This window comes from Streptomyces sp. SID11385, assembly GCF_010548245.1.
Classification (GTDB): Bacteria; Actinomycetota; Actinomycetes; order Streptomycetales; family Streptomycetaceae; genus Streptomyces.
On record NZ_JAAGLR010001020.1, the window covers coordinates 14,372 to 38,466 of the forward strand.

Here is a 24,095-nt window from a genome sequence, read left to right on the forward strand (position 1 = left end):
CGTGGCCCACACCCCCGTACCACCCCAAGCCCGCGACCGATCGCGACCGCTATCGACTCGACGGGTCCGGACGGCGGCTGTTCCCGCGCGGAGTTGGCCGTACGGGTCCGCCGGCCGATCGGCAACGGTCGGCGTCCGGGTCCGTCACCCCGTCGCGCGCAGCACCGCCGCCACGATCGGGCCCGCCACGTCGCCCCCGTGCCCGCCCTGCTCGGCGTACGCGGCGGCCGTGAAGTCGCCCCGGTAGCCGGCGAACCAGCTGTTCGACTGCGTCTGCCCGTCGACCTCCGCCGAGCCGGTCTTCGCGCCGACGTCGGGGCCGAGCCCGCTCATCGCCGTCGCCGCCGTGCCGCTCGTCGCGGTGAGGTTCATCATCTGCCGCAGCTGCGCCGACGTGCTGGGGCTCAGCCCGGCGGCCGTGGCCAGCGGCCTCTTGTCGAAGGACGCGGGGACGAGGACGGGCTGGTGGAAGGCCCCGTTGCGGATCGTCGCGACGACGGAGGCGAGGTTGAGCGGGTTGAGCTGCACCTTGCCCTGCCCGATGAGCGAGACGCCCTTGTCGTCGCCCTCGGCGACCGGCACCTTCCCGTCCGCCGAGGCGATGCCCGTCTTCCAGTTGTCGCGCCCGAGCCCGAACTTCTCGCTCGCCTCGCTACCGAGGTCGCCGGGCTGGAGCTTCGGCGCGAACGAGACGAAGGAGGTGTTGCACGAGATCGCGAAGGCCCGCGCGAGCGTCGCGCCCGGATCGGCCTTCATCCCCGTCAGGTTGTGCACGGTCTGCCCGCCCGACAGCGCCGTGTCCGGACAGGGCGCGGGCCCGTTCGCGCTGGTCAGGCCCTTGTCGATGAGCATCGCCGCCGTGATCATCTTCATCGTGGAGCCGGGTGCCACGGTCCCCTGGAACGCGGCGTTGAACTGGTCGTCGCGGTGGTTGGCGACGGCGAGTATCTCGCCCGTCCCGGCCCGCTCGACGACGACGGAGGCGTTCGCGTACGCCGCCACGGCCTTCTCGGCGGCGGCCTGCACCCCCGCGCTGAGCGTCGTCGGCACCCGCCCCGGCTTGCCCTTCTCCAGCGTGAGCAGCGTCGTGTCCGGCGTGTCGTCGGAGTGCTTGATCATCAGCTCGACGGCCCCCGAACCGCCCGCCTGCTCCCCGTACCGCTCCCTGAGCTGGGCGAGGACCGGCGCGAGCGAGGGGTAGTCCTCAGCGTCGAGCGTCTTGCCGTCGCGGTCGACGAGCGCGACGGGCGGCGCGTCGGCGTCCCCGGTGACGAGCAGGTCGCCGTCCTTCATCCGCGGATGCACGAGCGTGGGCGTCCACTTGACGACCGGCTGACCGGTCGTCTCCGAGCGGACGACCTTCAGTTCCGTGTCGTACGCGAGCGACTTGCCGCGCACGGCGAGCTTCACGTGGTACGGCAGCCGCGTACCCGCCGCGGTGCCGGGCGTCAGCGTCACCTTGCTGACGTGCGCCTTGTCCCGTACGCCCTGGAGCGCGACCCCCGCCGGGGCGGGCTGGCTGGTCAGCGCGGCGGCCGCGGTGACGCGCCCGGCGCCCCACGTACGGAGGAACTTCTCCCCCGTCTCCCGTACGTCCTTCGCCGTCAGGGGCGTGTCGAGGCGCTTGGCGACCGCCTCGGCCGAATTCTCGTCCGCCGTGCCCGAGGTGACGGCGTGCACGAGGTTGTACGCCCCGTACCCGCCGCCACCGAGCAGCACGACGAGCGCCCCCGACACCACCGATACCTTCACCCCGGTGCGCATGACAGCACTCCCCCCTCCGCACGTGTGGTCGTCGGGAGCCTATGCGGCGGACGGGACTTGTGGAGATCCCGTTACGGGATTGCGACGATCATGCGACCGACGGTAGCCCTCGCCGCGGTCGGGGGAGGGCCGCTTGGGGGTGGTCAGCTCAGGTGGCGTTCCGCCTCGGCCTGGTCGAGGAGTTCGGGGTACGCCTCCCGCGCCTCCTGGGTGGAGAGGCCGAGCAGCATCGCCGACCAGGGGACGGGGCAGGGCGGGGCGTGGCCGGGATCGGGGCACAGCAGGTGCTCGATCCGCCGCTTGATCTCCTCGGCCCGCGCCGGGGTGGCGTACAGGCCCAGGCGCAGTTCCTGGACGCTTCGCTCTTCGGTCATCGCTCACCTTTCCCGCAGTTCGGCTTCGCCGCGCTTCCGGCCGTACTCCCGCGCTCAGATCCAGGAATTGAGCCACATCCGGTCGTGCCAGGACCCGTAGGGAATCGCCGTGCCCGTGTAGAGGGGCCAGAAATACACGAAGTTCCACGCGATGAGGAGGAAAAGCACGCCCGCCGCCGTCGCCCCGACCGTCCTGCGTCGCTCCGTGGCCCCCGCCGGGCCGAGCACGGCCCCGACGAGCATGGTCAGCGCGAGGCACAGGAAGGGCACGAAGACGACCGCGTAGAAGTAGAAGATCGTGCGCTCCTGGTAGTGGAGCCAGGGCAGCCAGCCGACGGCCACCGCGCCGAGGATCGCGCCCGCGCGCCAGTCGCGGCGGAAGACCCACCGCCACAGCACGTAGACGAGCGCGGCGCACGCCGCCCACCACAGCGCGGGCGTGCCGAGCGCGAGCACCTCGCGGGCGCAGTCGCCCGTCGTAGCGCGCGGGCAGCCGTCGCTGCCGGGCGGCGGGGACTCGTAGAAGTACGAGACGGGACGGCCGTCGACCATCCAGCTCCACGCGTTCGACTGGTAGCGGTGGCCGTCCGTGAGGCCGACGTGGAACTTGTAGACCTCGTGCTCGTAGTGCCACAGGCTGCGCAGCCAGTCGGGCAGCCAGGTGAAGTGGCCGCCCTGCCCGGCCGTCTTCGCCCAGTCGCGCAGGTAGCCGCCCTTGCCGTTGTCGGGCGAGGCGATCCAGGCGCTCCAGGAGGCCAGGTAGACGGCGAGGGCGACCGGGACGAGGGAGAGGAAGGCGAGAGGCGAGTCGCGCAGCAGCATGCCGCGCCAGGCACGCCCCGGGCGCGCGCCCGCGACCTTGCGCGCGCCGACGTCCCACAGCACCGTCATGACGCCGAACGCGGCGAGTACGAAGAGCCCGTTCCACTTCGTGCCGAGAGCGAGACCGAGGCAGATCCCGGCGGCCCAGCGCCAGGGCCGCCAGCCGAGGAACGCGGTCTCGGCGACCGCGGCATCCGCCCGTACGATCCCGTCCGCGTCGACCGGGAGCGCGGCGAGCAGCCGGGCGCGGGCGCGGTCGCGGTCCAGGAGCAGGCAGCCGAAGGCGGCGAGCACGAAGAACATCAGCACGAGGTCGAGGAGCGCGGTGCGGCTCATCACGAGGTGCAGGCCGTCGATCGTGAGCAGCGCGCCCGCGAAGCAGCCGAGGAACGTCGAGCGGAACATGCGCCGCCCGATCCGGCACAGCATCCACACGGACGCGGTGCCGAGCACGGCCGTCATGAAGCGCCAGCCGAAGGGCGTGAGGCCGAAGAGCCACTCGCCGATCCCGATGACGTACTTGCCGACCGGCGGGTGCACGACGTACGCGGCCTGCGTCGGGATGTCGACCGTGGACGGGTCGGCGAGGATCTGCTTGTTGGCCTGCTCGCCCCAGCTCACCTCGTAGCCGCGGTGGATGAGCGCCCAGGCGTCCTTCGCGTAGTACGTCTCGTCGAATATCACCGCCTTCGGCGAGCCGAGGTGCCAGAAACGGGTGACCCCGGCGACGAGCGTGATCAGCAGCGGGCCGAGCCAGCTCGCGGAGCGCACGAGGAAGGCGGAGAGGCGGTACGGGAGACCGATCGCCGTCCACAGCCCCGGGTCGGCGGGCCCCGCCCACGGCGGGTCGAGCCGCTCAGCGACGCTCGCCTCGCGGCGCCGGGGGACGTAGCCGAAGCGGCGCAGCCGCCGCTGCCAGGGCGGCGGGGCCTGGGGATCGGCGGCTTGCCCCTGGCTGGCCTCGGTCGAGGACGCGGTACTGGTCACCGGGTCATCGTAGGGAACGGTCATGTGGGCGGGAGCGAATGCTTCCCGTTCTCGCGGCCGGCGTCGCGGGGCTCCGCCCCTCACCCCGCTCCTCAATCTCCCCCAGCCTCCGGCCGGGAGGTCCCCCCGGAGGGGCTTGATTTTCGGGCCGGTGCGGGTGGGGCGTCATCATGGTGGGGTGACTTCCGAGACCTCCCCCGCCCCGTCCGCCGCCCCTGCCTCCGCCGGGCTGCTCGTCCTCGCCGGTACCCCCATCGGGGACGTGGCGGACGCGCCGCCCCGGCTCGCCCGCGAGCTGGAGACGGCCGACATCGTGGCGGCCGAGGACACGCGGCGGCTGCGGCGGCTCACGCAGGCGCTCGGGGTGCGGGTGGGGGGCCGGGTCGTGTCGTACTTCGAGGGCAACGAGGCGGCCCGTACGCTGGAACTCGCCGACGCGCTCGCGGGCGGCGCGCGGGTGCTGCTCGTCACGGACGCCGGGATGCCCTCGGTCTCCGACCCGGGCTACCGGCTGGTCGCGGCGGCGGTGGAGCGCGACGTCCGCGTCACGGCCGTGCCGGGGCCCTCCGCCGTGCTCACCGCGCTCGCCGTGTCGGGGCTCCCCGTCGACCGCTTCTGCTTCGAGGGCTTCCTGCCGCGCAAGGCGGGCGAACGCCGCGCGCGCCTGACCGAGGTCGCCGAGGAGCGCCGCACCCTCGTCTACTTCGAGGCCCCGCACCGCATCGACGACACCCTCGCCGCGATGGCGGAGGTCTTCGGCGCCGGGCGCCGCGCTGCCGTGTGCCGCGAACTGACGAAGACGTACGAGGAAGTGCGGCGCGGCCCGCTCGCGGAGCTGGCTGCGTGGGCGGCGGAGGGCGTACGGGGCGAGATCACGGTCGTCGTCGAGGGCGCCCCGGAGCCGGACCCGGCCGGTCTGGACGCGGCCGAGCTGGTGCGCAGGGTGCGGGTGCGGGAGGAGGCGGGGGAGCGGCGCAAGGAGGCCATCGCGGCGGTGGCGGCGGAGGCGGGGCTGCCGAAGCGGGAGGTGTTCGACGCGGTGGTGGCGGCGAAGAACGCGGAGAAGGGCGGGGCCTGAGGCGGGGCCCGCGGCGGGGCGTGGGGCGGGGCGGGGCGGGGCGTGGCGCGGCTTGCGGCGGACCGTGGGCGCCGCGCGGCACGTCACCGTTTCCTCGCGCCAAACGCGGGCAAAGTGTCCCGGGCTTTCGGCAAAGTCCGGGTCGCGGTGAAGGGCCCGAAGTGCACGGGTTCGCCAAATCCGGTCCAACGTTCGGCAGCCCCCATGGTGCGGGCCGCCGGGCGGGCGCGGGTGCGGGGCGTCGTCACGACGCACTGGGCGGGGCGCGTACGGGCGGGGGAGTCGGCGCGGGTGCGGGAGGCGGGGGTCGCGGCGCAGAGCGTGGACGTGTGGCTCGACGGGCGCGGACGGCTCGTGAAGCGGGTCGAGTCGGGGCGCGGGAAGGCGGGACTGGTGCGGGTCACGACGTACTGGAGCGGGTTCGGGACGGCGGTGGAGGTGCCCGAGGTGCCGGGTGGGCGGAACTGAATCGGGTGCGGGAGTGTCCTACCCCTCGGGTAAAGTGCGGCAAAAATCGGGGGCACGCACAGTGTCGGCATGGGGTGGGGAAATGAACAGGACAGCTTGGAGCCGGGGGCGTACGGGGCGCGTCGTGGGCGCGGCGATCACGGTGGCGCTCCTGGGCGGGGCGGCGACGGCTTGTGGCGGGGACGACGACAAGAAGAGCGACGCGCAGCCGGCGGCGGAGAAGTCGGCGCCCGCGAAGAGTGGTCTCACGCCCGCCGCGGCGATCAAGGAGGCCGTCGGCAAGAGCGGGAAGCTGACGTCCTTCCGGTACACGATGGACGTCAAGGTGCCCGGCGAGGAGACGATGCAGGGCGAGGCGGCCATGAGCGTCGACCCGCGGGCCCTGTCCATCACGATGGAGCAGGACGGCCAGCCGGTCGAGTTCCGCGTGGTCGGGAACTCGATCTACATCAACGGCGGGCCCGAGGCGAAGATCGAGGGCAAGCACTGGATGGCGCTGCCCATGGAGGAGCTGAACGAGGCCGCCAAGGACATCCCCGTGGGCGGCTCCGCGGCGACCTTCGCCGAGCAGAGCCCCGCCGACCAGACCGGCATGCTGCTGGGCTCCGAGGACGTCAAGAAGGTCGGTACGGAGAAGATCGACGGCGTCGAGACGACCCACTACCAGGGCACCGTCTCGCTCGACGAACTGACCAAGTCCTCGGCCCTCGACAAGGCGCAGCAGGACGAGGCGGTCAAGCAGTTCAAGGCCCTCGGGATCAAGAACGATCTGACGATGGACCTGTACCTGGACGCCGACCAGCTCACCAAGCGCATGCGCATGCAGTCGAAGACGTCCACGGGCGACCTCGACATGACCATCACCTTCAAGGACTACAACAAGCCCGTCACGGTGAAGAAGCCGGCCGCTTCGGACACCGCGGACTTCGGGAAGATGATGGAACAGCTCAAGGGGCTCGGGGACGACGCGGGCGCCGAGATGAGCGACGAGGACATGAAGGACCTGGAGGACGCGCTCGGCGACATGTGAGCGCGAGCGGTTCCGCGGGCCCGTCCCGGGGCGATTTGCTCCGGGCGGGTCCGCTCCCGTACTCTCCCTTTCGTAGCCGAAGACCGCTGGTCGCCCCTGTGCCGCAAGGCGCGGTGGCCGAAGGACTCGCAGATACGCGAGCGACCCGCGCAGGTGCGAATGAGGACCGCAGCTCCCGGACGTCCAGTCCGGTCGAGCCACGCCCCGAGCGCCCTGCGCCGGGGCGTTTCGTTTGTTCTCCACTCTCCTTCCGAGCCCGGTGGTCCACGGCTCGTCTGCGGCTGATCGCGAGGTCAGTCGAAGCTCATCACCCCGGAAGGAGGCCGAGGCACATGGCGACCGCTGACAAGGTCGATGCCGTTGAGGAGATCACGGAGAAGCTCCGTAACTCCAACGCTGCCGTCGTTACCGCGTACACGGGTCTGTCCGTCGCGCAGCTCAAGCAGCTGCGCCGTTCTCTCGGCGAGAACGCTCAGTACCGTGTGGTGAAGAACACGCTGACCAAGATCGCGGCCAAGGAGGCCGGGTTCTCGGAGCTGGACGAGCACCTCAAGGGCTCGACGGCCGTCGCTTTCGTCACCGGTGACCCGGTCGAGGCGGCGAAGGGTCTCCGTGACTTCGCCAAGGACAACCCCGCGCTTGTCATCAAGGGCGGTGTTCTCGACGGCAAGGCGCTCTCCGCCGACGAGATCAAGAAGCTTGCGGACCTCGAGTCCCGCGAGGTTCTGCTGGCCAAGCTGGCGGGCGCCATGAAGGGCAAGCAGTCGCAGGCTGCCGCGCTCTTCCAGGCGCTTCCCTCGAAGTTCGTCCGCACCGCGGAGGCGCTTCGTGCCAAGAAGGCCGAGCAGGGCGGTGCCGAGTAATTCGGCTCGTTTTCTGACCCGAGCCCGCTGAGCGGGCAGAGGTCGACGCGGGCCGTACGTACGCCCGCCGACATGTACATCCGGCACCAGCCGAAGAGTGGAAGGACCGCCATCATGGCGAAGCTCAGCCAGGAAGAACTCCTCGCCCAGTTCGAGGAGCTGACCCTCATCGAGCTCTCCGAGTTCGTGAAGGCCTTCGAGGAGAAGTTCGACGTCACCGCCGCCGCGCCCGTCGCCGCCGCTGTCGCGGGCCCGGGTGCCCCGGCCGCCGAGGCCGCCGAGGAGCAGGACGAGTTCGACGTCATCCTCACGGGCGCCGGCGACAAGAAGATCCAGGTCATCAAGGTCGTGCGTGAGCTGACCTCGCTGGGTCTGAAGGAGGCCAAGGACCTCGTCGACGGCACCCCGAAGCCCGTCCTGGAGAAGGTCGACAAGGCCGCCGCCGACAAGGCCGCCGAGTCCCTCAAGGGCGCCGGCGCCTCGGTCGAGGTCAAGTGATTCGAGGTCCGCGAGGACCTTTCGTACGCGCCCTGTGCGCGGCCCTGAGGGGCCCGCACGGGCACGTACGTACGAAGGCTGCCCCGGCCGGATGACGGCCGTGGCAACCTCTCCACGACGTTTTCACCCTGGGGTGTAACGCCGAGGGGCTGAAGGGCGATCACCCAACCGGGTGGTCGCCCTTTGGCGTTGCCGTGGCGGGTGCTGCGGGCGTTCCGCCCCTGCGGGTAGGGTGATCTTCGTTGTGCGCCCGGTCCCGGGCCCCGGCCTCCTGTGGTCCCCACGGCGGCCGAGCGGCGGGACGCGGGGGCCTTGACGAACGGCACGCAGCGCGCAATTCTCAGGACGCGTCGTCACAACGATCCTCAATCCGAGGCATGGATCGGTGGCGGAGAGGGCAGTATCGGAGTGCGTCGCCAGGCGCACGGAACGCGCAGGAGTTGTGATCAGCGAGAGTCTCGCGCATCCGGGAGTAAACCCGGACTGGACATCAGTGGGCCATATGGCTACACTGTCCCTTTGCGCTGCCTGTTAGCTGCCTCCTGCCCGTCACCAGGGGCATCCCCGAGCCGAGCACCGATCGAAGAAACAGGCCCTGACCAGGGCTTTCACTCGGTGCGTCCAGCCCGGGACCGGTACGCGCGTAGTGAGTCCGAGCCCTCGGAAGGACCCCCTCTTGGCCGCCTCGCGCACTGCCTCGACCGCACAAACGAACAACGGTGCCAGCACCGCCCCGCTGCGCATTTCTTTCGCAAAGATCCGGGAGCCCCTTGAGGTTCCCAACCTGCTCGCCCTTCAGACCGAGAGCTTCGACTGGCTGCTCGGCAACGACGCCTGGAAGTCCCGCGTCGAGGCGGCCCTCGCGGGCGGCATGTCCGTCCCCACCAAGTCCGGTCTGGAGGAGATCTTCGAGGAGATCTCGCCGATCGAGGACTTCTCCGGGTCGATGTCGCTGACGTTCCGTGACCACCGCTTCGAGCCGCCGAAGAACTCCATCGACGAGTGCAAGGACCGCGACTTCACGTACGCGGCGCCGCTCTTCGTCACCGCCGAGTTCACCAACAACGAGACCGGCGAGATCAAGTCCCAGACGGTCTTCATGGGCGACTTCCCGCTCATGACCAACAAGGGCACCTTCGTCATCAACGGCACCGAGCGTGTCGTGGTCTCCCAGCTGGTCCGCTCGCCGGGCGTCTACTTCGATTCCTCGATCGACAAGACCTCCGACAAGGACATCTACTCCGCCAAGATCATCCCCTCCCGGGGTGCCTGGCTGGAGATGGAGATCGACAAGCGCGACATGGTCGGTGTCCGCATCGACCGCAAGCGCAAGCAGTCGGTGACCGTACTGCTCAAGGCGCTCGGCTGGACGACCGAGCAGATCCTTGAGGAGTTCGGCCAGTACGAGTCGATGCGCGCCACCCTGGAGAAGGACCACACCCAGGGCCAGGACGACGCGCTCCTCGACATCTACCGCAAGCTGCGCCCGGGCGAGCCGCCCACCCGTGAGGCCGCCCAGAACCTGCTGGAGAACCTCTACTTCAACCCGAAGCGCTACGACCTCGCGAAGGTCGGCCGCTACAAGGTCAACAAGAAGCTCGGTTCGGAAGCGCCGCTGGACGCCGGCGTGCTCACCACCGACGACATCCTCGCCACGATCAAGTACCTCGTGCAGCTGCACGCGGGCGAGACCGAGGCGGCCGTCGGTGACGAGGGCAAGACGATCGTCGTCGAGACCGACGACATCGACCACTTCGGCAACCGCCGCCTGCGCAACGTGGGCGAGCTGATCCAGAACCAGGTCCGCACGGGTCTCGCCCGTATGGAGCGCGTCGTGCGCGAGCGCATGACGACCCAGGACGTCGAGGCGATCACGCCGCAGACGCTCATCAACATCCGGCCGGTCGTCGCCTCCATCAAGGAGTTCTTCGGCACCAGCCAGCTGTCCCAGTTCATGGACCAGAACAACCCGCTGTCCGGGCTGACGCACAAGCGTCGTCTGTCCGCGCTCGGCCCGGGTGGTCTCTCCCGTGAGCGGGCCGGCTTCGAGGTCCGCGACGTGCACCCGTCCCACTACGGACGCATGTGCCCGATCGAGACCCCGGAAGGCCCGAACATCGGCCTGATCGGCTCGCTCGCCTCCTACGGCCGCGTCAACGCCTTCGGCTTCGTCGAGACCCCGTACCGCAAGGTCGTCGAGGGTGTCGTCACCGACGACGTGGACTACCTGACGGCCGACGAGGAGGACCGCTTCGTCATCGCCCAGGCGAACGCGCCGCTCACCGACGACCTCCACTTCGAGGAGGCCCGCGTCCTGGTGCGCCGCCGCGGCGGCGAGGTCGACTACGTCCCCGGGGACGATGTCGACTACATGGACGTCTCGCCGCGCCAGATGGTGTCCGTCGCGACCGCGATGATCCCGTTCCTGGAGCACGACGACGCCAACCGTGCCCTCATGGGCGCGAACATGATGCGCCAGGCCGTACCGCTGATCAAGTCCGAGGCGCCCATCGTCGGCACCGGCATGGAGTACCGCTCCGCGACCGACGCCGGTGACGTGCTCAAGGCCGACAAGGACGGTGTGGTCCAGGAGGTCTCCGCGGACTACATCACGACCGCGAACGACGACGGCACGTACACCACGTACCGCCTCGCGAAGTTCTCGCGCTCCAACCAGGGCACCTCGGTCAACCAGAAGGTGATCGTCAACGAGAACGACCGGGTCATCGTCGGCCAGGTCCTCGCGGACGGTCCCGCGACCGAGAACGGCGAGATGGCGCTCGGCAAGAACCTTCTTGTCGCCTTCATGCCGTGGGAGGGTCACAACTACGAGGACGCGATCATCCTGTCGCAGCGCCTCGTGCAGGACGACGTCCTCTCCTCGATCCACATCGAGGAGCACGAGGTCGACGCCCGTGACACCAAGCTCGGCCCCGAGGAGATCACCCGGGACATCCCGAACGTCTCCGAGGAGGTCCTCGCCGACCTCGACGAGCGCGGCATCATCCGTATCGGTGCCGAGGTCATCGCCGGCGACATCCTCGTCGGCAAGGTCACGCCCAAGGGCGAGACCGAGCTGACCCCCGAGGAGCGCCTGCTGCGCGCGATCTTCGGCGAGAAGGCCCGTGAGGTCCGTGACACCTCGCTCAAGGTCCCGCACGGCGAGATCGGCAAGGTCATCGGCGTCCGCGTCTTCGACCGCGAGGAGGGCGACGAGCTTCCCCCGGGCGTGAACCAGCTGGTCCGCGTCTACGTCGCCCAGAAGCGCAAGATCACCGACGGTGACAAGCTCGCCGGGCGTCACGGCAACAAGGGCGTCATCTCCAAGATCCTCCCGATCGAGGACATGCCCTTCCTCGAGGACGGCACCCCGGTCGACATCATCCTGAACCCGCTCGGCGTGCCCTCGCGCATGAACCCGGGCCAGGTCATGGAGGTCCACCTCGGCTGGCTCGCCAGCCAGGGCTGGGACGTGTCGCAGGTCCCCGAGCAGTGGGCGCAGCGCCTCCAGGCGATCAGCGCCGACCAGGTCGCCCCCGGCACCAACGTCGCGACCCCGGTCTTCGACGGTGCCCGCGAGGACGAGCTGACCGGTCTGCTCCAGCACACCATCCCCAACCGGGACGGTGAGCGCATGGTGCAGCCCACCGGCAAGGCACGGCTCTTCGACGGCCGCTCCGGCGAGCCGTTCCCGGACCCGATCGCCCTCGGCTACATGTACATCCTCAAGCTCCACCACCTCGTGGACGACAAGCTCCACGCGCGCTCCACCGGCCCGTACTCGATGATCACGCAGCAGCCGCTGGGTGGTAAGGCGCAGTTCGGTGGCCAGCGCTTCGGTGAGATGGAGGTGTGGGCGCTGGAAGCGTACGGCGCCGCCTACGCCCTCCAGGAGCTGCTGACGATCAAGTCCGACGACGTGACCGGCCGCGTGAAGGTCTACGAGGCCATCGTCAAGGGCGAGAACATCCCCGAGCCCGGCATTCCCGAGTCCTTCAAGGTGCTCATCAAGGAAATGCAGTCGCTCTGCCTGAACGTGGAGGTGCTGTCCTCGGACGGCATGTCCATCGAGATGCGTGACACGGACGAGGACGTCTTCCGTGCCGCGGAAGAGCTCGGTATCGACCTGTCCCGGCGCGAGCCGAGCAGCGTCGAAGAGGTCTGACGGGCCCACCCGGTCCCGCCGGACACCCTGGGAGGGGTGCCGGCGGGCCGGGTGGTGACCCCAGCCCCGTACGACCGGGGCGCAGGACCCCGTACAGACCACCTTTGACACAACCCTGAGAGGGATTGACGCATAGTGCTCGACGTCAACTTCTTCGACGAGCTGCGGATCGGCCTCGCCACCGCGGACGACATCCGGACCTGGTCGCACGGCGAGGTCAAGAAGCCGGAGACCATCAACTACCGCACCCTCAAGCCGGAAAAGGACGGGCTCTTCTGCGAGAAGATCTTCGGCCCCACCCGGGACTGGGAGTGCTACTGCGGCAAGTACAAGCGTGTCCGCTTCAAGGGCATCATCTGTGAGCGCTGCGGCGTCGAGGTCACTCGCGCCAAGGTGCGCCGGGAGCGCATGGGCCACATCGAGCTCGCCGCTCCGGTCACGCACATCTGGTACTTCAAGGGCGTGCCCTCGCGCCTGGGGTACCTGCTCGACCTGGCGCCGAAGGACCTGGAGAAGGTCATCTACTTCGCCGCGTACATGATCACGTACGTGGACGAGGAGCGCCGTACCCGCGACCTGCCCTCCCTGGAGGCGCAGGTGCAGGTCGAGCGCCAGCAGGTCGAGAACCGGCGCGACTCCGATCTGGAGAACCGTGCCAAGAAGCTGGAGAACGACCTCGCCGAGCTGGAGGCCGAGGGCGCCAAGGCCGACGCGCGCCGCAAGGTGCGCGAGGGTGCCGAGCGCGAGATGAAGCAGCTCCGTGACCGCGCCCAGCGCGAGATCGACCGCCTCGACGAGGTGTGGAGCCGCTTCAAGAACCTCAAGGTCCAGGACCTGGAGGGCGACGAGCTGCTCTACCGCGAGCTGCGCGACCGCTTCGGCACGTACTTCGACGGCTCGATGGGCGCCGCCGCGCTCCAGAAGCGCCTGGAGTCCTTCGACCTGGAGGAGGAGGCCGAGCGCCTCCGCGAGATCATCCGCACCGGCAAGGGCCAGAAGAAGACCCGTGCCCTCAAGCGGCTCAAGGTCGTCTCGCCGTTCCTCCAGACCGCCAACAGCCCCAAGGGCATGGTCCTGGACTGCGTCCCGGTCATCCCGCCGGACCTGCGTCCGATGGTGCAGCTCGACGGTGGCCGCTTCGCGACCTCCGACCTCAACGACCTGTACCGCCGTGTCATCAACCGCAACAACCGCCTGAAGCGGCTTCTCGACCTCGGCGCGCCCGAGATCATCGTGAACAACGAGAAGCGCATGCTCCAGGAGGCCGTCGACGCGCTCTTCGACAACGGCCGCCGCGGCCGCCCGGTCACGGGCCCCGGCAACCGTCCGCTGAAGTCGCTCTCCGACATGCTCAAGGGCAAGCAGGGCCGCTTCCGCCAGAACCTCCTCGGCAAGCGCGTGGACTACTCCGCGCGTTCCGTGATCGTCGTCGGTCCGCAGCTCAAGCTGCACCAGTGCGGTCTGCCGAAGGCGATGGCGCTGGAGCTGTTCAAGCCGTTCGTGATGAAGCGCCTGGTGGACCTGAACCACGCGCAGAACATCAAGTCGGCCAAGCGCATGGTCGAGCGCGGCCGCACCGTCGTGTACGACGTCCTCGAAGAGGTCATCGCCGAGCACCCGGTGCTGCTCAACCGTGCCCCGACCCTGCACCGCCTGGGCATCCAGGCCTTCGAGCCGCAGCTCGTCGAGGGCAAGGCCATCCAGATCCACCCGCTCGTCTGCACCGCCTTCAACGCGGACTTCGACGGTGACCAGATGGCCGTGCACCTGCCGCTCTCCGCGGAGGCGCAGGCCGAGGCCCGCATCCTGATGCTGTCCTCGAACAATATCCTCAAGCCGGCCGACGGTCGGCCGGTCACCATGCCGACCCAGGACATGGTGCTCGGCCTCTTCTTCCTCACCACGGACGAGGAGGAGCGCAAGGTCATCGGTGAGGGCCGGTCCTTCGGCTCGACCGCCGAGGCGATCATGGCCTTCGACGCCGGTGAGCTCTCGCTCCAGGCGAAGGTGGACATCCGCTTCCCGGTCGGCACCATGCCGCCGCGCGGCTGGACCCCGCCGGAGCCCGCCGAGGGCGAGGAGGACTTCGGTACCGCCGAGTACCAGCCGGGGGACTCCTTCCGGCTGCGTACGACGCTGGGCCGGGCGCTCTTCAACGAGCTCCTCCCCGAGGACTACCCCTTCGTCGACTACTCGGTCGGCAAGAAGCAGCTCTCGGAGATCGTCAACGACCTCGCCGAGCGCTACCCCAAGGTGATCGTCGCCGCGACGCTGGACAACCTCAAGGCGTCCGGCTTCTTCTGGGCGACCCGTTCCGGTGTCACCGTCGCCATCTCGGACGTCGTCGTCCCCGAGGCGAAGAAGGGCATCGTTGCCCAGTACGAGGCCGAGGACGAGAAGGTTCAGAAGCAGTACGAGCGCGGTCTCATCACCAAGGACGAGCGCACCGGTGAGCTGATCCGGATCTGGACCCGCGCGACCAACGAGGTCGCCGAGGCGATGAACGAGAACTTCCCGAAGACGAACCCGATCGCCATGATGGTGAACTCGGGCGCCCGAGGGAACATGATGCAGCTCCGTCAGATCGCCGGTATGCGTGGTCTGGTGTCGAACGCCAAGAACGAGACGATTCCCCGTCCCATCAAGGCGTCCTTCCGCGAGGGCCTGTCCGTGCTGGAGTACTTCATCTCCACGCACGGTGCCCGTAAGGGTCTCGCCGACACCGCCCTGCGTACCGCCGACTCCGGCTACCTCACGCGTCGACTCGTCGACGTCTCGCAGGACGTCATCATTCGCGAGGAGGACTGCGGCACCGACCGCGGTCTGCGCCTCAAGATCGCCGAGCGCGGGGCGGACAACGTCCTGCGCAAGACGGAGGACGTCGAGACCAGCGTGTACGCGCGCTGCCTCGCCGAGGACGTCGTCGTCGGGGACGTCGTACTGGCCCCGGCCGGTACCGACCTCGGTGACGTGCTCATCGACGAGCTGGTCCGCCACGGCATCGAGGAGGTCAAGACCCGTTCGGTCCTGACCTGCGAGTCCGCCGTCGGTACCTGCGCGATGTGCTACGGGCGTTCGCTCGCCACCGGCAAGCTCGTCGACATCGGTGAGGCGGTCGGCATCATCGCCGCCCAGTCCATCGGTGAGCCGGGCACCCAGCTCACGATGCGTACCTTCCACACCGGTGGTGTGGCCGGTGACGACATCACGCAGGGTCTGCCGCGTGTCGTCGAGCTCTTCGAGGCGCGTACCCCGAAGGGTGTCGCCCCGATCTCCGAGGCCGCGGGCCGTGTCCGCATCGAGGAGACCGAGAAGACCAAGAAGATCGTCGTCACCCCGGACGACGGCAGCGAGGAGACTCCTTACCCGATCTCCAAGCGCGCCCGTCTGGAGGTCGCCGAGGGCGACCACGTCGAGGTGGGCCAGAAGCTCACCGTGGGTGCCACCAACCCGCACGACGTGCTCCGCATCCTCGGTCAGCGCGCGGTGCAGGTGCACCTCGTGGGCGAGGTCCAGAAGGTCTACAACTCGCAGGGTGTGTCGATCCACGACAAGCACATCGAGATCATCATCCGGCAGATGCTCCGCCGGGTGACGATCATCGAGTCGGGCGATGCCGAGCTGCTGCCCGGTGAGCTGGTCGAGCGCTCGAAGTTCGAGACGGAGAACCGGCGGGTCGTCACCGAGGGCGGTCACCCCGCCTCCGGCCGTCCGCAGCTCATGGGTATCACCAAGGCCTCGCTCGCGACCGAGTCGTGGCTGTCGGCGGCGTCCTTCCAGGAGACGACCAGGGTCCTCACCGACGCGGCGATCAACGCCAAGTCGGACTCCCTGATCGGCCTCAAGGAGAACGTCATCATCGGTAAGCTCATCCCGGCCGGTACGGGTCTGTCCCGCTACCGCAACATCCGGGTCGAGCCGACCGAGGAGGCCAAGGCCGCGATGTACTCGGCCGTCGGCTACGACGACATCGACTACTCGCCCTTCGGTACGGGTTCCGGCCAGGCCGTCCCGCTGGAGGACTACGACTACGGGCCCTACAACCAGTAGGACCTGCCGGTTGGTGTGACAACGGCCGCCTCGCTCCCTTCGGGGATGCGGGGCGGCCGTTTTTCGTGCGCGTCGGGGGGCTTTTCGGCGGGCCGGGGCGGGGCGTTTCCGGCGGCTCACGGGGCCGGTGGCAGCGGCGGGGTGGGCGGGGCCTCGTGGGGCTCGGTGGGCGCGATGCGGAGTGTCCAGCCGGTGCGGGACTGGATCTGGAGGTAGCCGGTGGGGGAGGGGAGGGTGAGGCGGGCCTCGCCCATGCCCTCGGCGAGGACCTCGGCCGGGCGCAGCGTGGGGGTGAGGCGGCGGAGCTGGTACGGGCCGTGGCCGGTGTGCCGGAAGGAGAGGCGCTGCGACTTCGGCGTCTCCAGGGCGAGGACGTCGCCGCCGTAGCCGCTCAGGCGCGGCGCGTCGGGGGTGAGGCGGCGGATGACGTGGGCGCCGAGGACGGCGAGGCGCCAGGCGCCTTCGAGGCGCAGTTCGAGCTGTACGGAGTCCTCCTCACGGGCCGGGAGCGGCAGGCGGGCGCAGACGGGGCCTCCGGCCTCGTACAGCCGTGCCCAGGGTCCGCGTCCGCCCCTGGTCCGCACCCGGACGAGTCCGAGCGCCGGGCTCGTGAGGGCGAGGACCGCCATGGTGCCGGGCTCGGGGCGCGGCAGCCGCAGCACGGCGTCGCCCTCGCCGTGGTTCCACTCGGCGTTGGGGGCCTGGAGGCGGGTCAGTGCCGACCAGCCCTCGGCGAGTACGTCGTCGAGGTCCTCGCTCTCCGCGGTGCGGCTCTTGTCGTAGACGTCCAGGGCGAGTTGGTAGTCGGCGAGGTCGTCCTCGGTGGAGCCGGGGCCGGGTTGGTAGTCGAGCGCCTGGATCGCCCGGGCGTAGTCGAGGACTTCGGGGGCGGTGCGGGTGCCGCGGGGGAGGGGCGGGGGGAGGGGACGCCGGGCGTAGTGGTGGGCGGTGAGGGCCGGGGGCAGCACGAGGCCGGCGAAGAAGAGGAGGGCGAAGGGGACTTCGCCGAGCAGGCTCATGAAGAGCGTGAGGACCAGGACGAGCACGAAGGCGCTGGTGAGGCCGTGGGTGAGGGCGCGGGGCCAGCTCACGGGGTGGGGTTCTTTGCGGGTGGGGTGGGGGTTTTGGGGGCGGTGGGAAGGGTGGGGGCTGTGTGGGCCGTGCGCGTCGTCGTCGGGGCGCGGGGACGGGGTGGGGTCGGGGTCGTAGGGCATGGCGTTCCCCCCGGGGACTCGTCCGGCTTCCCATGGTGCGCTTTCCCGCGCGGGGGCGACAGAGGGCACCCGATTGGCGGGATGTCCGGGGCGGGGGTGGGGCGTTGGGCTTGTGACGGATGGCAAGCGCGTGCGGAATGCGTGGAGTTGGGCCCGAAGTGGTGGCGAAGGCGACCGGGGCGTGGCTAAGTTCGTCGTACGTCTGGATGTGTTCCCGCCTTTTGGAGTTCGACTGTGAAGCGTCAGCGCACCTTGACCGCTTGTGCCGCACTTGTGGCGGCTTCTGTTCTGGTGGCCGGGTGCGGGGGTGACGACGGCGAGTCGGACAAGGCGGACGGCGGAAAGATCGCGGGGGCGGAGACGACGCCGTCGGAAAAGCCGAGCCCGAGTGCGTCGCCGAGTGCGACGAGGGAAGGCGGGCCGGATCTGAGCTTGCCGAAGGACGTGAAGATCGTCGCGGATTGGGACGAGCCGTCTGGGGCGGAGGAGGCCGCCGTCCTGCGGGACGCGCGTGACTTCACGATCGCCTTTTACCGTGCCATCACGCAGCAGGACGCACGCGACCCTGCCTACCTGTCGTACACGTACCCGGGCGGGAACGCGCGGCGGATCACGGAGAAGAACGTGCGGGATCACGTGGCGAAGAAGTACTCGGTGAGCGGTACGGAACGCCTGACGCGGCCCAGCGTCGAGATCGTTCACAAGGGCAGCTCAGCGGTTGCGACGTATTGCGCTGACGATACGCATTTCTACACGAAAGACTTGAAGGCTGGTAAGCCGATGCTCACCACGCCCAGCCCGGACGATCACATCCTCTTCGAACTGGGGATGAGTGCGGTCGGGGACAAGGGGCGGTGGGTGGTCAAAGAACTCCGCGCCGACGTTGGCGCTCAGCAATGCCAGTGAACTGATGGATACGGGGAGCAGCGATGCTGGTCAAGCGGAAGAGATTTCCTGTCGCAGGAGCTGGGGCGGTGGCATTGGCGACCGGGCTCGTGTTCGTTACGGCGGGTGCTGCCACTGCGGGCCAAGGAGAGCCGGGACTGGGGACGGACGCCTCAACCCATCAGGAGGGCAACTCCGACTCGGGCAGCCACCAGATCAGCTCCACCGTCCGCATCACCTTTAGCCAGCGCGGCGGAGCCGCCGGTGGCAGTGGGCCCGTCGCCGTCGCCGACTGGGATCCGCCCGGGTGTTGGTATGCGCCTGAGTACGATCCCGAGGCGTTTCAGGAGTCCCGGCAGAACTTGTACTACGCCGCCGTCCACGACCCCGGTGCGAACGACATCGTGCACGAGATCTCGGAGCAGAACGAGGGCTACGCCAAGGACGAGTATCACAAGGACGACAAGGGCAAGGGCATGTACTGGACCGCCCAGTACCGTGACGACGCCTCGCTCGCCGAGATGATGGAGTGCGACCGGCCGCCGTTCTGGGCGGACAACGCCGACCCCCCGGACATCCCGCACGCCATTTCGCCCGAGATCCTCGCCGGGCTCGCGTACGAGCGGATGAAGGTGCCGAGTCTGAAGGCGAAGCTCGCGCCCGCCGGGGCGAGCAAGGTGAATCTGCCGACGTGGGTGTGGCTGGACAGGTCGCAGCTCGAACCCGTGTCCGTGACGGCGACCCTCGCGGTGGGCGGGTTCGCGATGTCGGCGACGACGACGGCGAAGCCGGTCCGGCTCGCGATCCAGCCCGGTACGGCGGACGCCCGCACGCTGCCCGGGAGCGGCACGTGCCCGGTGGGCGAGGGCGGCGCGATCGGGGAGCCGTTCGCGGCGGGCAAGGCGGACCGTACGCCCCCGTGCGGGGTCACGTACCTGAGGTCGTCCGGCGACGCCACGTACCGCCTCCAGACCGCTGTGACATGGGACACGGCCTGGACGGGGACGGGCGGGGCCGGCGGGGACCTTCCCGACGGGACGTACGGGCAGCCGCAGGACGTACAGGTGCGGGAGATCCAGTCCGTCAACCGCTGAGAGCGGCTCCCACGCATTTGTTTTGACCCAGGTCCATACGGTAGGTACGCTCTGACCTCGTGCCTGGGGTGTGCCCGGGTCCCTGTGCGTGCCTACACACCGCACCAAGGACCCACACAACGGCCGCCTGATCCGCTCCTTCCGCGCGATGCGTCACGCCTCGCGACGGAGTCCCGGTTCCGACACACCCGACCGCGTGGGTCGGGGGTGTTCCAGGTTAGCTTTACCATTCGGCACACAGAAACCGGAGTAGTAGTGCCTACGATCCAGCAGCTTGTCCGCAAGGGCAGGCAGGACAAGGTCGAGAAGAACAAGACGCCCGCACTGGACGGTTCGCCCCAGCGCCGCGGCGTCTGCACGCGCGTGTTCACGACCACCCCGAAGAAGCCGAACTCGGCCCTGCGGAAGGTCGCGCGTGTGCGTCTGACCTCCGGCATCGAGGTCACGGCCTACATCCCGGGTGAGGGACACAACCTGCAGGAGCACTCCATCGTGCTCGTGCGTGGTGGCCGTGTGAAGGACCTGCCGGGTGTTCGCTACAAGATCATCCGAGGCTCGCTCGACACCCAGGGTGTCAAGAACCGCAAGCAGGCCCGCAGCCGCTACGGCGCCAAGAAGGAGAAGTAAGAATGCCTCGTAAGGGCCCCGCCCCGAAGCGCCCGGTCATCATCGACCCGGTTTACGGCTCCCCCCTGGTGACCTCCCTCATCAACAAGGTGCTGCTCAACGGCAAGCGCTCCACCGCCGAGCGGATCGTGTACGGCGCCATGGAGGGTCTTCGCGAGAAGACCAACGCCGACCCGGTCGTGACGCTCAAGCGCGCGCTGGAGAACATCAAGCCGACCCTGGAGGTCAAGTCCCGCCGCGTCGGTGGTGCGACCTACCAGGTGCCGATCGAGGTCAAGCCGGGCCGCGCGAACACGCTCGCCCTGCGCTGGCTCGTCGGGTACTCCCGCGCCCGTCGCGAGAAGACCATGACCGAGCGCCTCACCAACGAGCTTCTCGACGCGTCCAACGGCCTCGGTGCCGCTGTGAAGAAGCGCGAGGACACGCACAAGATGGCCGAGTCCAACAAGGCCTTCGCGCACTACCGCTGGTAGTCGCAGACCCCATCGAGACCGAGAGAAGACTGAAGCCTTATGGCTACCACTTCGCTTGACCTGGGCCGGGTCCGCAACATCGGGATCATGGCCCACATCGACGCGGGCAAGACGACGACGACCGAGCGGATCCTGTACTACACCGGTGTTTCGTACAAGATCGGTGAAGTGCACGACGGCGCCGCGACCATGGACTGGATGGAGCAGGAGCAGGAGCGTGGCATCACGATCACCTCTGCCGCCACCACCTGTCACTGGCCGCTGAACGACGTCGACCACACCATCAACATCATCGACACCCCGGGCCACGTCGACTTCACCGTCGAGGTGGAGCGCTCGCTGCGCGTCCTCGACGGTGCCGTCACGGTGTTCGACGGTGTCGCCGGCGTGGAGCCGCAGTCCGAGACCGTGTGGCGACAGGCGGACCGCTACGGCGTGCCGCGTATCTGCTTCGTCAACAAGCTCGACCGCACCGGCGCCGACTTCCACCGCTGCGTCGAGATGATCATCGACCGCCTCGGTGCGACCCCGCTCGTCATGCAGCTCCCCATCGGGGCCGAGGCCGGCTTCCAGGGTGTCGTCGACCTCGTCCGCATGAAGGCGCTCGTCTGGTCCGCCGAGACGGCGCTCGGCGAGGCGTACGACGTCATCGACATCCCGGCCGACATGGTCGAGACCGCCGATGAGTGGCGCGCCAAGCTCGTCGAGGGCGTCGCCGAGAACGACGAAGAGATGATGGAGCTGTTCCTGGAGGGCACCGAGCCCACCGAGGACCAGCTCTACGCGGCGGTCCGCCGTATCACCATCGCTTCGGGCAAGAGCAGCGACACCACGGTCACCCCGGTGTTCTGCGGCACCGCGTTCAAGAACAAGGGCGTGCAGCCCCTGCTCGACGCCGTTGTCCGCTACCTCCCCTCGCCCCTCGACATCGAGGCGATCGAGGGCCAGGCGGTGAACAACCCCGAGGAGATCGTGAAGCGTCGTCCCTCCGAGGACGAGCCGCTCGCCGCGCTCGCGTTCAAGATCGCCAGCGACCCGCACCTCGGGAAGCTGACCTTCGTCCGCGTGTACTCCGGGCGTCTGGAGTCGGGTTCTTCGGTTCAGAACTCGGTGAAGGGCAAGAAGGAGCGCATCGGCAAGATCTACCGGATGCACGCCAACAAGCGTGAGGAGATCGAGTCGGTGGGTGCCGGTGACATCGTCGCCGTCATGGGTCTCAAGCAGACCACCACCGGTGAGACCCTCTGCGACCCGGCGAACCCGGTGATCCTGGAGTCGATGGACTTCCCGGCCCCGGTCATCGAGGTCGCCATCGAGCCGAAGTCCAAGGGCGACCAGGAGAAGCTGGGCATCGCGATCCAGCGCCTGGCCGAGGAGGACCCGTCCTTCCGCGTCAAGACCGACGAGGAGACCGGCCAGACGATCATCGCCGGTATGGGCGAGCTCCACCTGGACGTGCTCGTCGACCGCATGCGGCGCGAGTTCCGCGTGGAGGCCAACGTCGGCAAGCCGCAGGTCGCGTACCGCGAGACCCTGCGCAAGGCCGTCGAGCGCCTCGACTACACGCACAAGAAGCAGACCGGTGGTTCCGGCCAGTTCGCGAAGGTGCAGATCGCGCTGGAGCCGCTGGAGGGCGACGGGTACGAGTTCGTCAACAAGGTCACCGGTGGCCGCATCCCCCGGGAGTACATCCCCTCGGTGGACGCGGGCGCGCAGGAGGCCATGGAGTTCGGCGTGCTCGCCGGCTACCCGCTCACGGGTGTCCGGGTCATCCTGCTCGACGGTGCCTACCACGACGTCGACTCCTCGGAGATGGCGTTCAAGATCGCCGGTTCGATGGCCTTCAAGGAGGCTGCCCGCAAGGCCAGCCCGGCCCTGCTCGAACCGATGATGAAGGTCGAGGTGACGACGCCCGAGGACTACATGGGTGACGTCATCGGCGACATCAACTCCCGTCGCGGTCAGATCCAGTCCATGGAGGACCGCTCGGCCGCCAAGCTCGTCACGGGCCTGGTGCCGCTGTCGGAGATGTTCGGCTACGTCGGCGACCTCCGCAGCAAGACCTCGGGTCGCGCAAGCTACTCGATGCAGTTCGACTCCTACGCCGAGGTTCCGCGGAACGTCGCCGAGGAGATCATCGCGAAGGCCAAGGGCGAGTAACTCACCCGAGTTCACGCCGTAGGCTTGACACCGGACCCCCGTACGGGGCGCCCCCGCTCACCAGTGGGGACGCCCCCGGGGGACCCGGCACCCCAGCAAAGATCATCCCTGGCGCCGATGAAGCAAGGCGTACAGAACCACTCCACAGGAGGAACCCAGTGGCGAAGGCGAAGTTCGAGCGGACTAAGCCGCACGTCAACATCGGCACCATCGGTCACATCGACCACGGTAAGACGACCCTCACGGCCGCCATTACCAAGGTGCTGCACGACGCGTACCCGGACCTGAACGAGGCCTCGGCCTTCGACCAGATCGACAAGGCTCCTGAGGAGCGCCAGCGCGGTATCACCATCTCCATCGCGCACGTCGAGTACCAGACCGAGACGCGCCACTACGCGCACGTCGACTGCCCCGGTCACGCGGACTACATCAAGAACATGATCACCGGTGCCGCCCAGATGGACGGCGCGATCCTCGTGGTCGCCGCGACCGACGGTCCGATGCCGCAGACGAAGGAGCACGTCCTCCTGGCCCGCCAGGTCGGCGTCCCCTACATCGTTGTCGCCCTGAACAAGGCCGACATGGTGGACGACGAGGAGATCCTTGAGCTCGTCGAGCTCGAGGTCCGCGAGCTGCTCTCCGAGTACGAGTTCCCGGGCGACGACCTTCCGGTCGTCAAGGTCTCGGCGCTCAAGGCCCTTGAGGGCGACGCCGAGTGGGGCAAGTCCGTTCTCGACCTCATGAAGGCCGTGGACGAGTCCATCCCCGAGCCCGAGCGTGACATCGACAAGCCGTTCCTCATGCCGATCGAGGACGTCTTCACGATCACCGGTCGCGGTACGGTCGTCACCGGCCGTATCGAGCGTGGTGTCCTGAAGGTCAACGAGACCGTCGACATCATCGGCATCAAGCAGGAGAAGGCGACCACCACGGTCACCGGCATCGAGATGTTCCGCAAGCTGCTCGACGAGGGCCAGGCGGGCGAGAACGTCGGTCTGCTCCTCCGCGGCATCAAGCGCGAGGACGTCGAGCGCGGCCAGGTCATCATCAAGCCGGGCTCGGTCACGCCGCACACCTCCTTCGAGGCGCAGGCGTACATCCTGTCGAAGGACGAGGGTGGCCGTCACACCCCCTTCTTCAACAACTACCGTCCGCAGTTCTACTTCCGCACCACGGACGTGACCGGCGTCGTGACCCTCCCCGAGGGCACCGAGATGGTCATGCCGGGCGACAACACCGAGATGAGCGTCGAGCTCATCCAGCCCGTCGCCATGGAAGAGGGCCTCAAGTTCGCCATCCGTGAGGGTGGCCGGACCGTCGGCGCCGGTCAGGTCACCAAGATCAACAAGTGAGTTGATGCCCGGGACGGTTCCGTCCCGGGCGGTGATCTGAGGGCGCGCGTCCCTTCGGGGGCGCAGGCGACTCGGACCTGAGAGGGCCCGTACGACTTCGGTCGTACGGGCCCTTTCGTGCGTGCGGGCTCTGGTGCGTGCGGGCTTCCGCATGGGCGCGCTCTGGTGCGTGCGGGCTTTCGTGTGGGCGG

Annotated in this window: 17 protein-coding genes; 13 read left to right on the forward strand and 4 right to left on the reverse strand. The window is 68.9% G+C overall.

Going from position 1 to position 24,095, the window contains the following annotated elements:
• Positions 1 to 144 precede the first annotated feature (144 nt).
• The 3 genes from G3I42_RS31180 to G3I42_RS31190 all read right to left on the reverse strand — a co-directional run bounded on the left by G3I42_RS31180 (position 145) and on the right by G3I42_RS31190 (position 3,947).
• Entirely contained in the window at positions 145 to 1,764 is a 1,620-nt protein-coding gene (locus G3I42_RS31180) for a penicillin-binding transpeptidase domain-containing protein (protein ID WP_164282318.1), read from the reverse strand.
• A 143-nt stretch (positions 1,765 to 1,907) separates the two neighbouring features.
• Positions 1,908 to 2,138, reverse strand: coding sequence for a hypothetical protein (locus tag G3I42_RS31185; RefSeq protein ID WP_164282319.1), 231 nt, complete (start codon positions 2,136 to 2,138; stop codon positions 1,908 to 1,910).
• Positions 2,139 to 2,192: 54 nt separating this feature from the next.
• Positions 2,193 to 3,947, reverse strand: coding sequence for a phospholipid carrier-dependent glycosyltransferase (locus G3I42_RS31190; protein ID WP_164282320.1), 1,755 nt, complete (start codon positions 3,945 to 3,947; stop codon positions 2,193 to 2,195).
• 178 nt (positions 3,948 to 4,125) lie between these two features.
• Here G3I42_RS31190 and rsmI point away from each other — a divergent pair, with 178 nt between their 5' ends.
• The 7 genes from rsmI to G3I42_RS31230 all read left to right on the forward strand — a co-directional run bounded on the left by rsmI (position 4,126) and on the right by G3I42_RS31230 (position 16,099).
• Positions 4,126 to 5,025, forward strand: a complete 900-nt coding sequence (rsmI, locus tag G3I42_RS31195; protein WP_164282321.1) for a 16S rRNA (cytidine(1402)-2'-O)-methyltransferase — start codon at positions 4,126 to 4,128, stop codon at positions 5,023 to 5,025.
• Positions 5,026 to 5,229: 204 nt separating this feature from the next.
• Positions 5,230 to 5,493, forward strand: coding sequence for a hypothetical protein (locus tag G3I42_RS31200; protein WP_239096795.1), 264 nt, complete (start codon positions 5,230 to 5,232; stop codon positions 5,491 to 5,493).
• Between the two features lie 82 nt (positions 5,494 to 5,575).
• Positions 5,576 to 6,523 carry a DUF1396 domain-containing protein gene (locus tag G3I42_RS31205; RefSeq protein WP_164291052.1) on the forward strand — a complete coding sequence of 316 codons (948 nt, stop codon included), beginning with the start codon at positions 5,576 to 5,578 and terminating at the stop codon, positions 6,521 to 6,523.
• A gap of 332 nt (positions 6,524 to 6,855) precedes the next feature.
• Complete coding sequence (gene rplJ / locus G3I42_RS31210; RefSeq protein WP_008746149.1) at positions 6,856 to 7,386, forward strand: 50S ribosomal protein L10; 531 nt, start codon at positions 6,856 to 6,858, stop codon at positions 7,384 to 7,386.
• 111 nt (positions 7,387 to 7,497) lie between these two features.
• Positions 7,498 to 7,884, forward strand: coding sequence for a 50S ribosomal protein L7/L12 (gene rplL, locus G3I42_RS31215; protein ID WP_343244714.1), 387 nt, complete (start codon positions 7,498 to 7,500; stop codon positions 7,882 to 7,884).
• Between the two features lie 676 nt (positions 7,885 to 8,560).
• A complete protein-coding gene (gene rpoB, locus G3I42_RS31225) occupies positions 8,561 to 12,049 on the forward strand; it encodes a DNA-directed RNA polymerase subunit beta (RefSeq protein ID WP_164291054.1) in 3,489 nt (1,162 codons plus the stop codon).
• Positions 12,050 to 12,184: 135 nt separating this feature from the next.
• Positions 12,185 to 16,099, forward strand: a complete 3,915-nt coding sequence (locus tag G3I42_RS31230; RefSeq protein WP_164291055.1) for a DNA-directed RNA polymerase subunit beta' — start codon at positions 12,185 to 12,187, stop codon at positions 16,097 to 16,099.
• 116 nt (positions 16,100 to 16,215) lie between these two features.
• On the opposite strand, the gene G3I42_RS31235 is transcribed toward G3I42_RS31230, so the two are convergent.
• Positions 16,216 to 17,190 (reverse strand): cell wall protein, encoded by a 975-nt coding sequence (locus tag G3I42_RS31235; RefSeq protein WP_343244712.1) that lies wholly within the window; start codon positions 17,188 to 17,190, stop codon positions 16,216 to 16,218.
• A 357-nt stretch (positions 17,191 to 17,547) separates the two neighbouring features.
• Between G3I42_RS31235 and G3I42_RS31240 the strand changes: the two genes are divergently transcribed.
• The 6 genes from G3I42_RS31240 (at position 17,548) to tuf (ending at position 23,904) form a co-directional block, all read left to right on the forward strand.
• Complete coding sequence (locus tag G3I42_RS31240) at positions 17,548 to 18,219, forward strand: hypothetical protein (RefSeq protein WP_164291056.1); 672 nt, start codon at positions 17,548 to 17,550, stop codon at positions 18,217 to 18,219.
• A gap of 68 nt (positions 18,220 to 18,287) precedes the next feature.
• A complete protein-coding gene (locus tag G3I42_RS31245; RefSeq protein ID WP_343244713.1) occupies positions 18,288 to 19,292 on the forward strand; it encodes a hypothetical protein in 1,005 nt (334 codons plus the stop codon).
• 255 nt (positions 19,293 to 19,547) lie between these two features.
• Complete coding sequence (gene rpsL / locus G3I42_RS31250) at positions 19,548 to 19,919, forward strand: 30S ribosomal protein S12 (protein WP_007823146.1); 372 nt, start codon at positions 19,548 to 19,550, stop codon at positions 19,917 to 19,919.
• A 2-nt stretch (positions 19,920 to 19,921) separates the two neighbouring features.
• The gene (gene rpsG, locus G3I42_RS31255; protein ID WP_008746138.1) at positions 19,922 to 20,392 is read left to right on the forward strand and encodes a 30S ribosomal protein S7; all 471 of its coding nucleotides are present in this window, start codon (positions 19,922 to 19,924) and stop codon (positions 20,390 to 20,392) included.
• A gap of 39 nt (positions 20,393 to 20,431) precedes the next feature.
• On the forward strand, positions 20,432 to 22,552 hold the full coding sequence (fusA, locus tag G3I42_RS31260) for an elongation factor G (protein WP_164291057.1): 2,121 nt from the start codon (positions 20,432 to 20,434) through the stop codon (positions 22,550 to 22,552).
• A 158-nt stretch (positions 22,553 to 22,710) separates the two neighbouring features.
• A complete protein-coding gene (tuf, locus tag G3I42_RS31265) occupies positions 22,711 to 23,904 on the forward strand; it encodes an elongation factor Tu (RefSeq protein WP_164291058.1) in 1,194 nt (397 codons plus the stop codon).
• The last annotated feature ends 191 nt before the right edge of the window (positions 23,905 to 24,095 follow it).

What these genes read in the sequence shown, in the direction of transcription:
- G3I42_RS31180 (WP_164282318.1), bottom strand. Translation starts at nt 1,764, where the DNA reads ATGCGCACCGGGGTGAAGGTATCGGTGGTGTCGGGGGCGCTCGTCGTG.
- G3I42_RS31185 (WP_164282319.1), bottom strand. Translation starts at nt 2,138, where the DNA reads ATGACCGAAGAGCGAAGCGTCCAGGAACTGCGCCTGGGCCTGTACGCC.
- G3I42_RS31200 (WP_239096795.1), top strand. Translation starts at nt 5,230, where the DNA reads ATGGTGCGGGCCGCCGGGCGGGCGCGGGTGCGGGGCGTCGTCACGACG.
- G3I42_RS31205 (WP_164291052.1), top strand. Translation starts at nt 5,576, where the DNA reads ATGAACAGGACAGCTTGGAGCCGGGGGCGTACGGGGCGCGTCGTGGGC.
- rplJ (WP_008746149.1), top strand. Translation starts at nt 6,856, where the DNA reads ATGGCGACCGCTGACAAGGTCGATGCCGTTGAGGAGATCACGGAGAAG.
- rpsG (WP_008746138.1), top strand. Translation starts at nt 19,922, where the DNA reads ATGCCTCGTAAGGGCCCCGCCCCGAAGCGCCCGGTCATCATCGACCCG.
- fusA (WP_164291057.1), top strand. Translation starts at nt 20,432, where the DNA reads ATGGCTACCACTTCGCTTGACCTGGGCCGGGTCCGCAACATCGGGATC.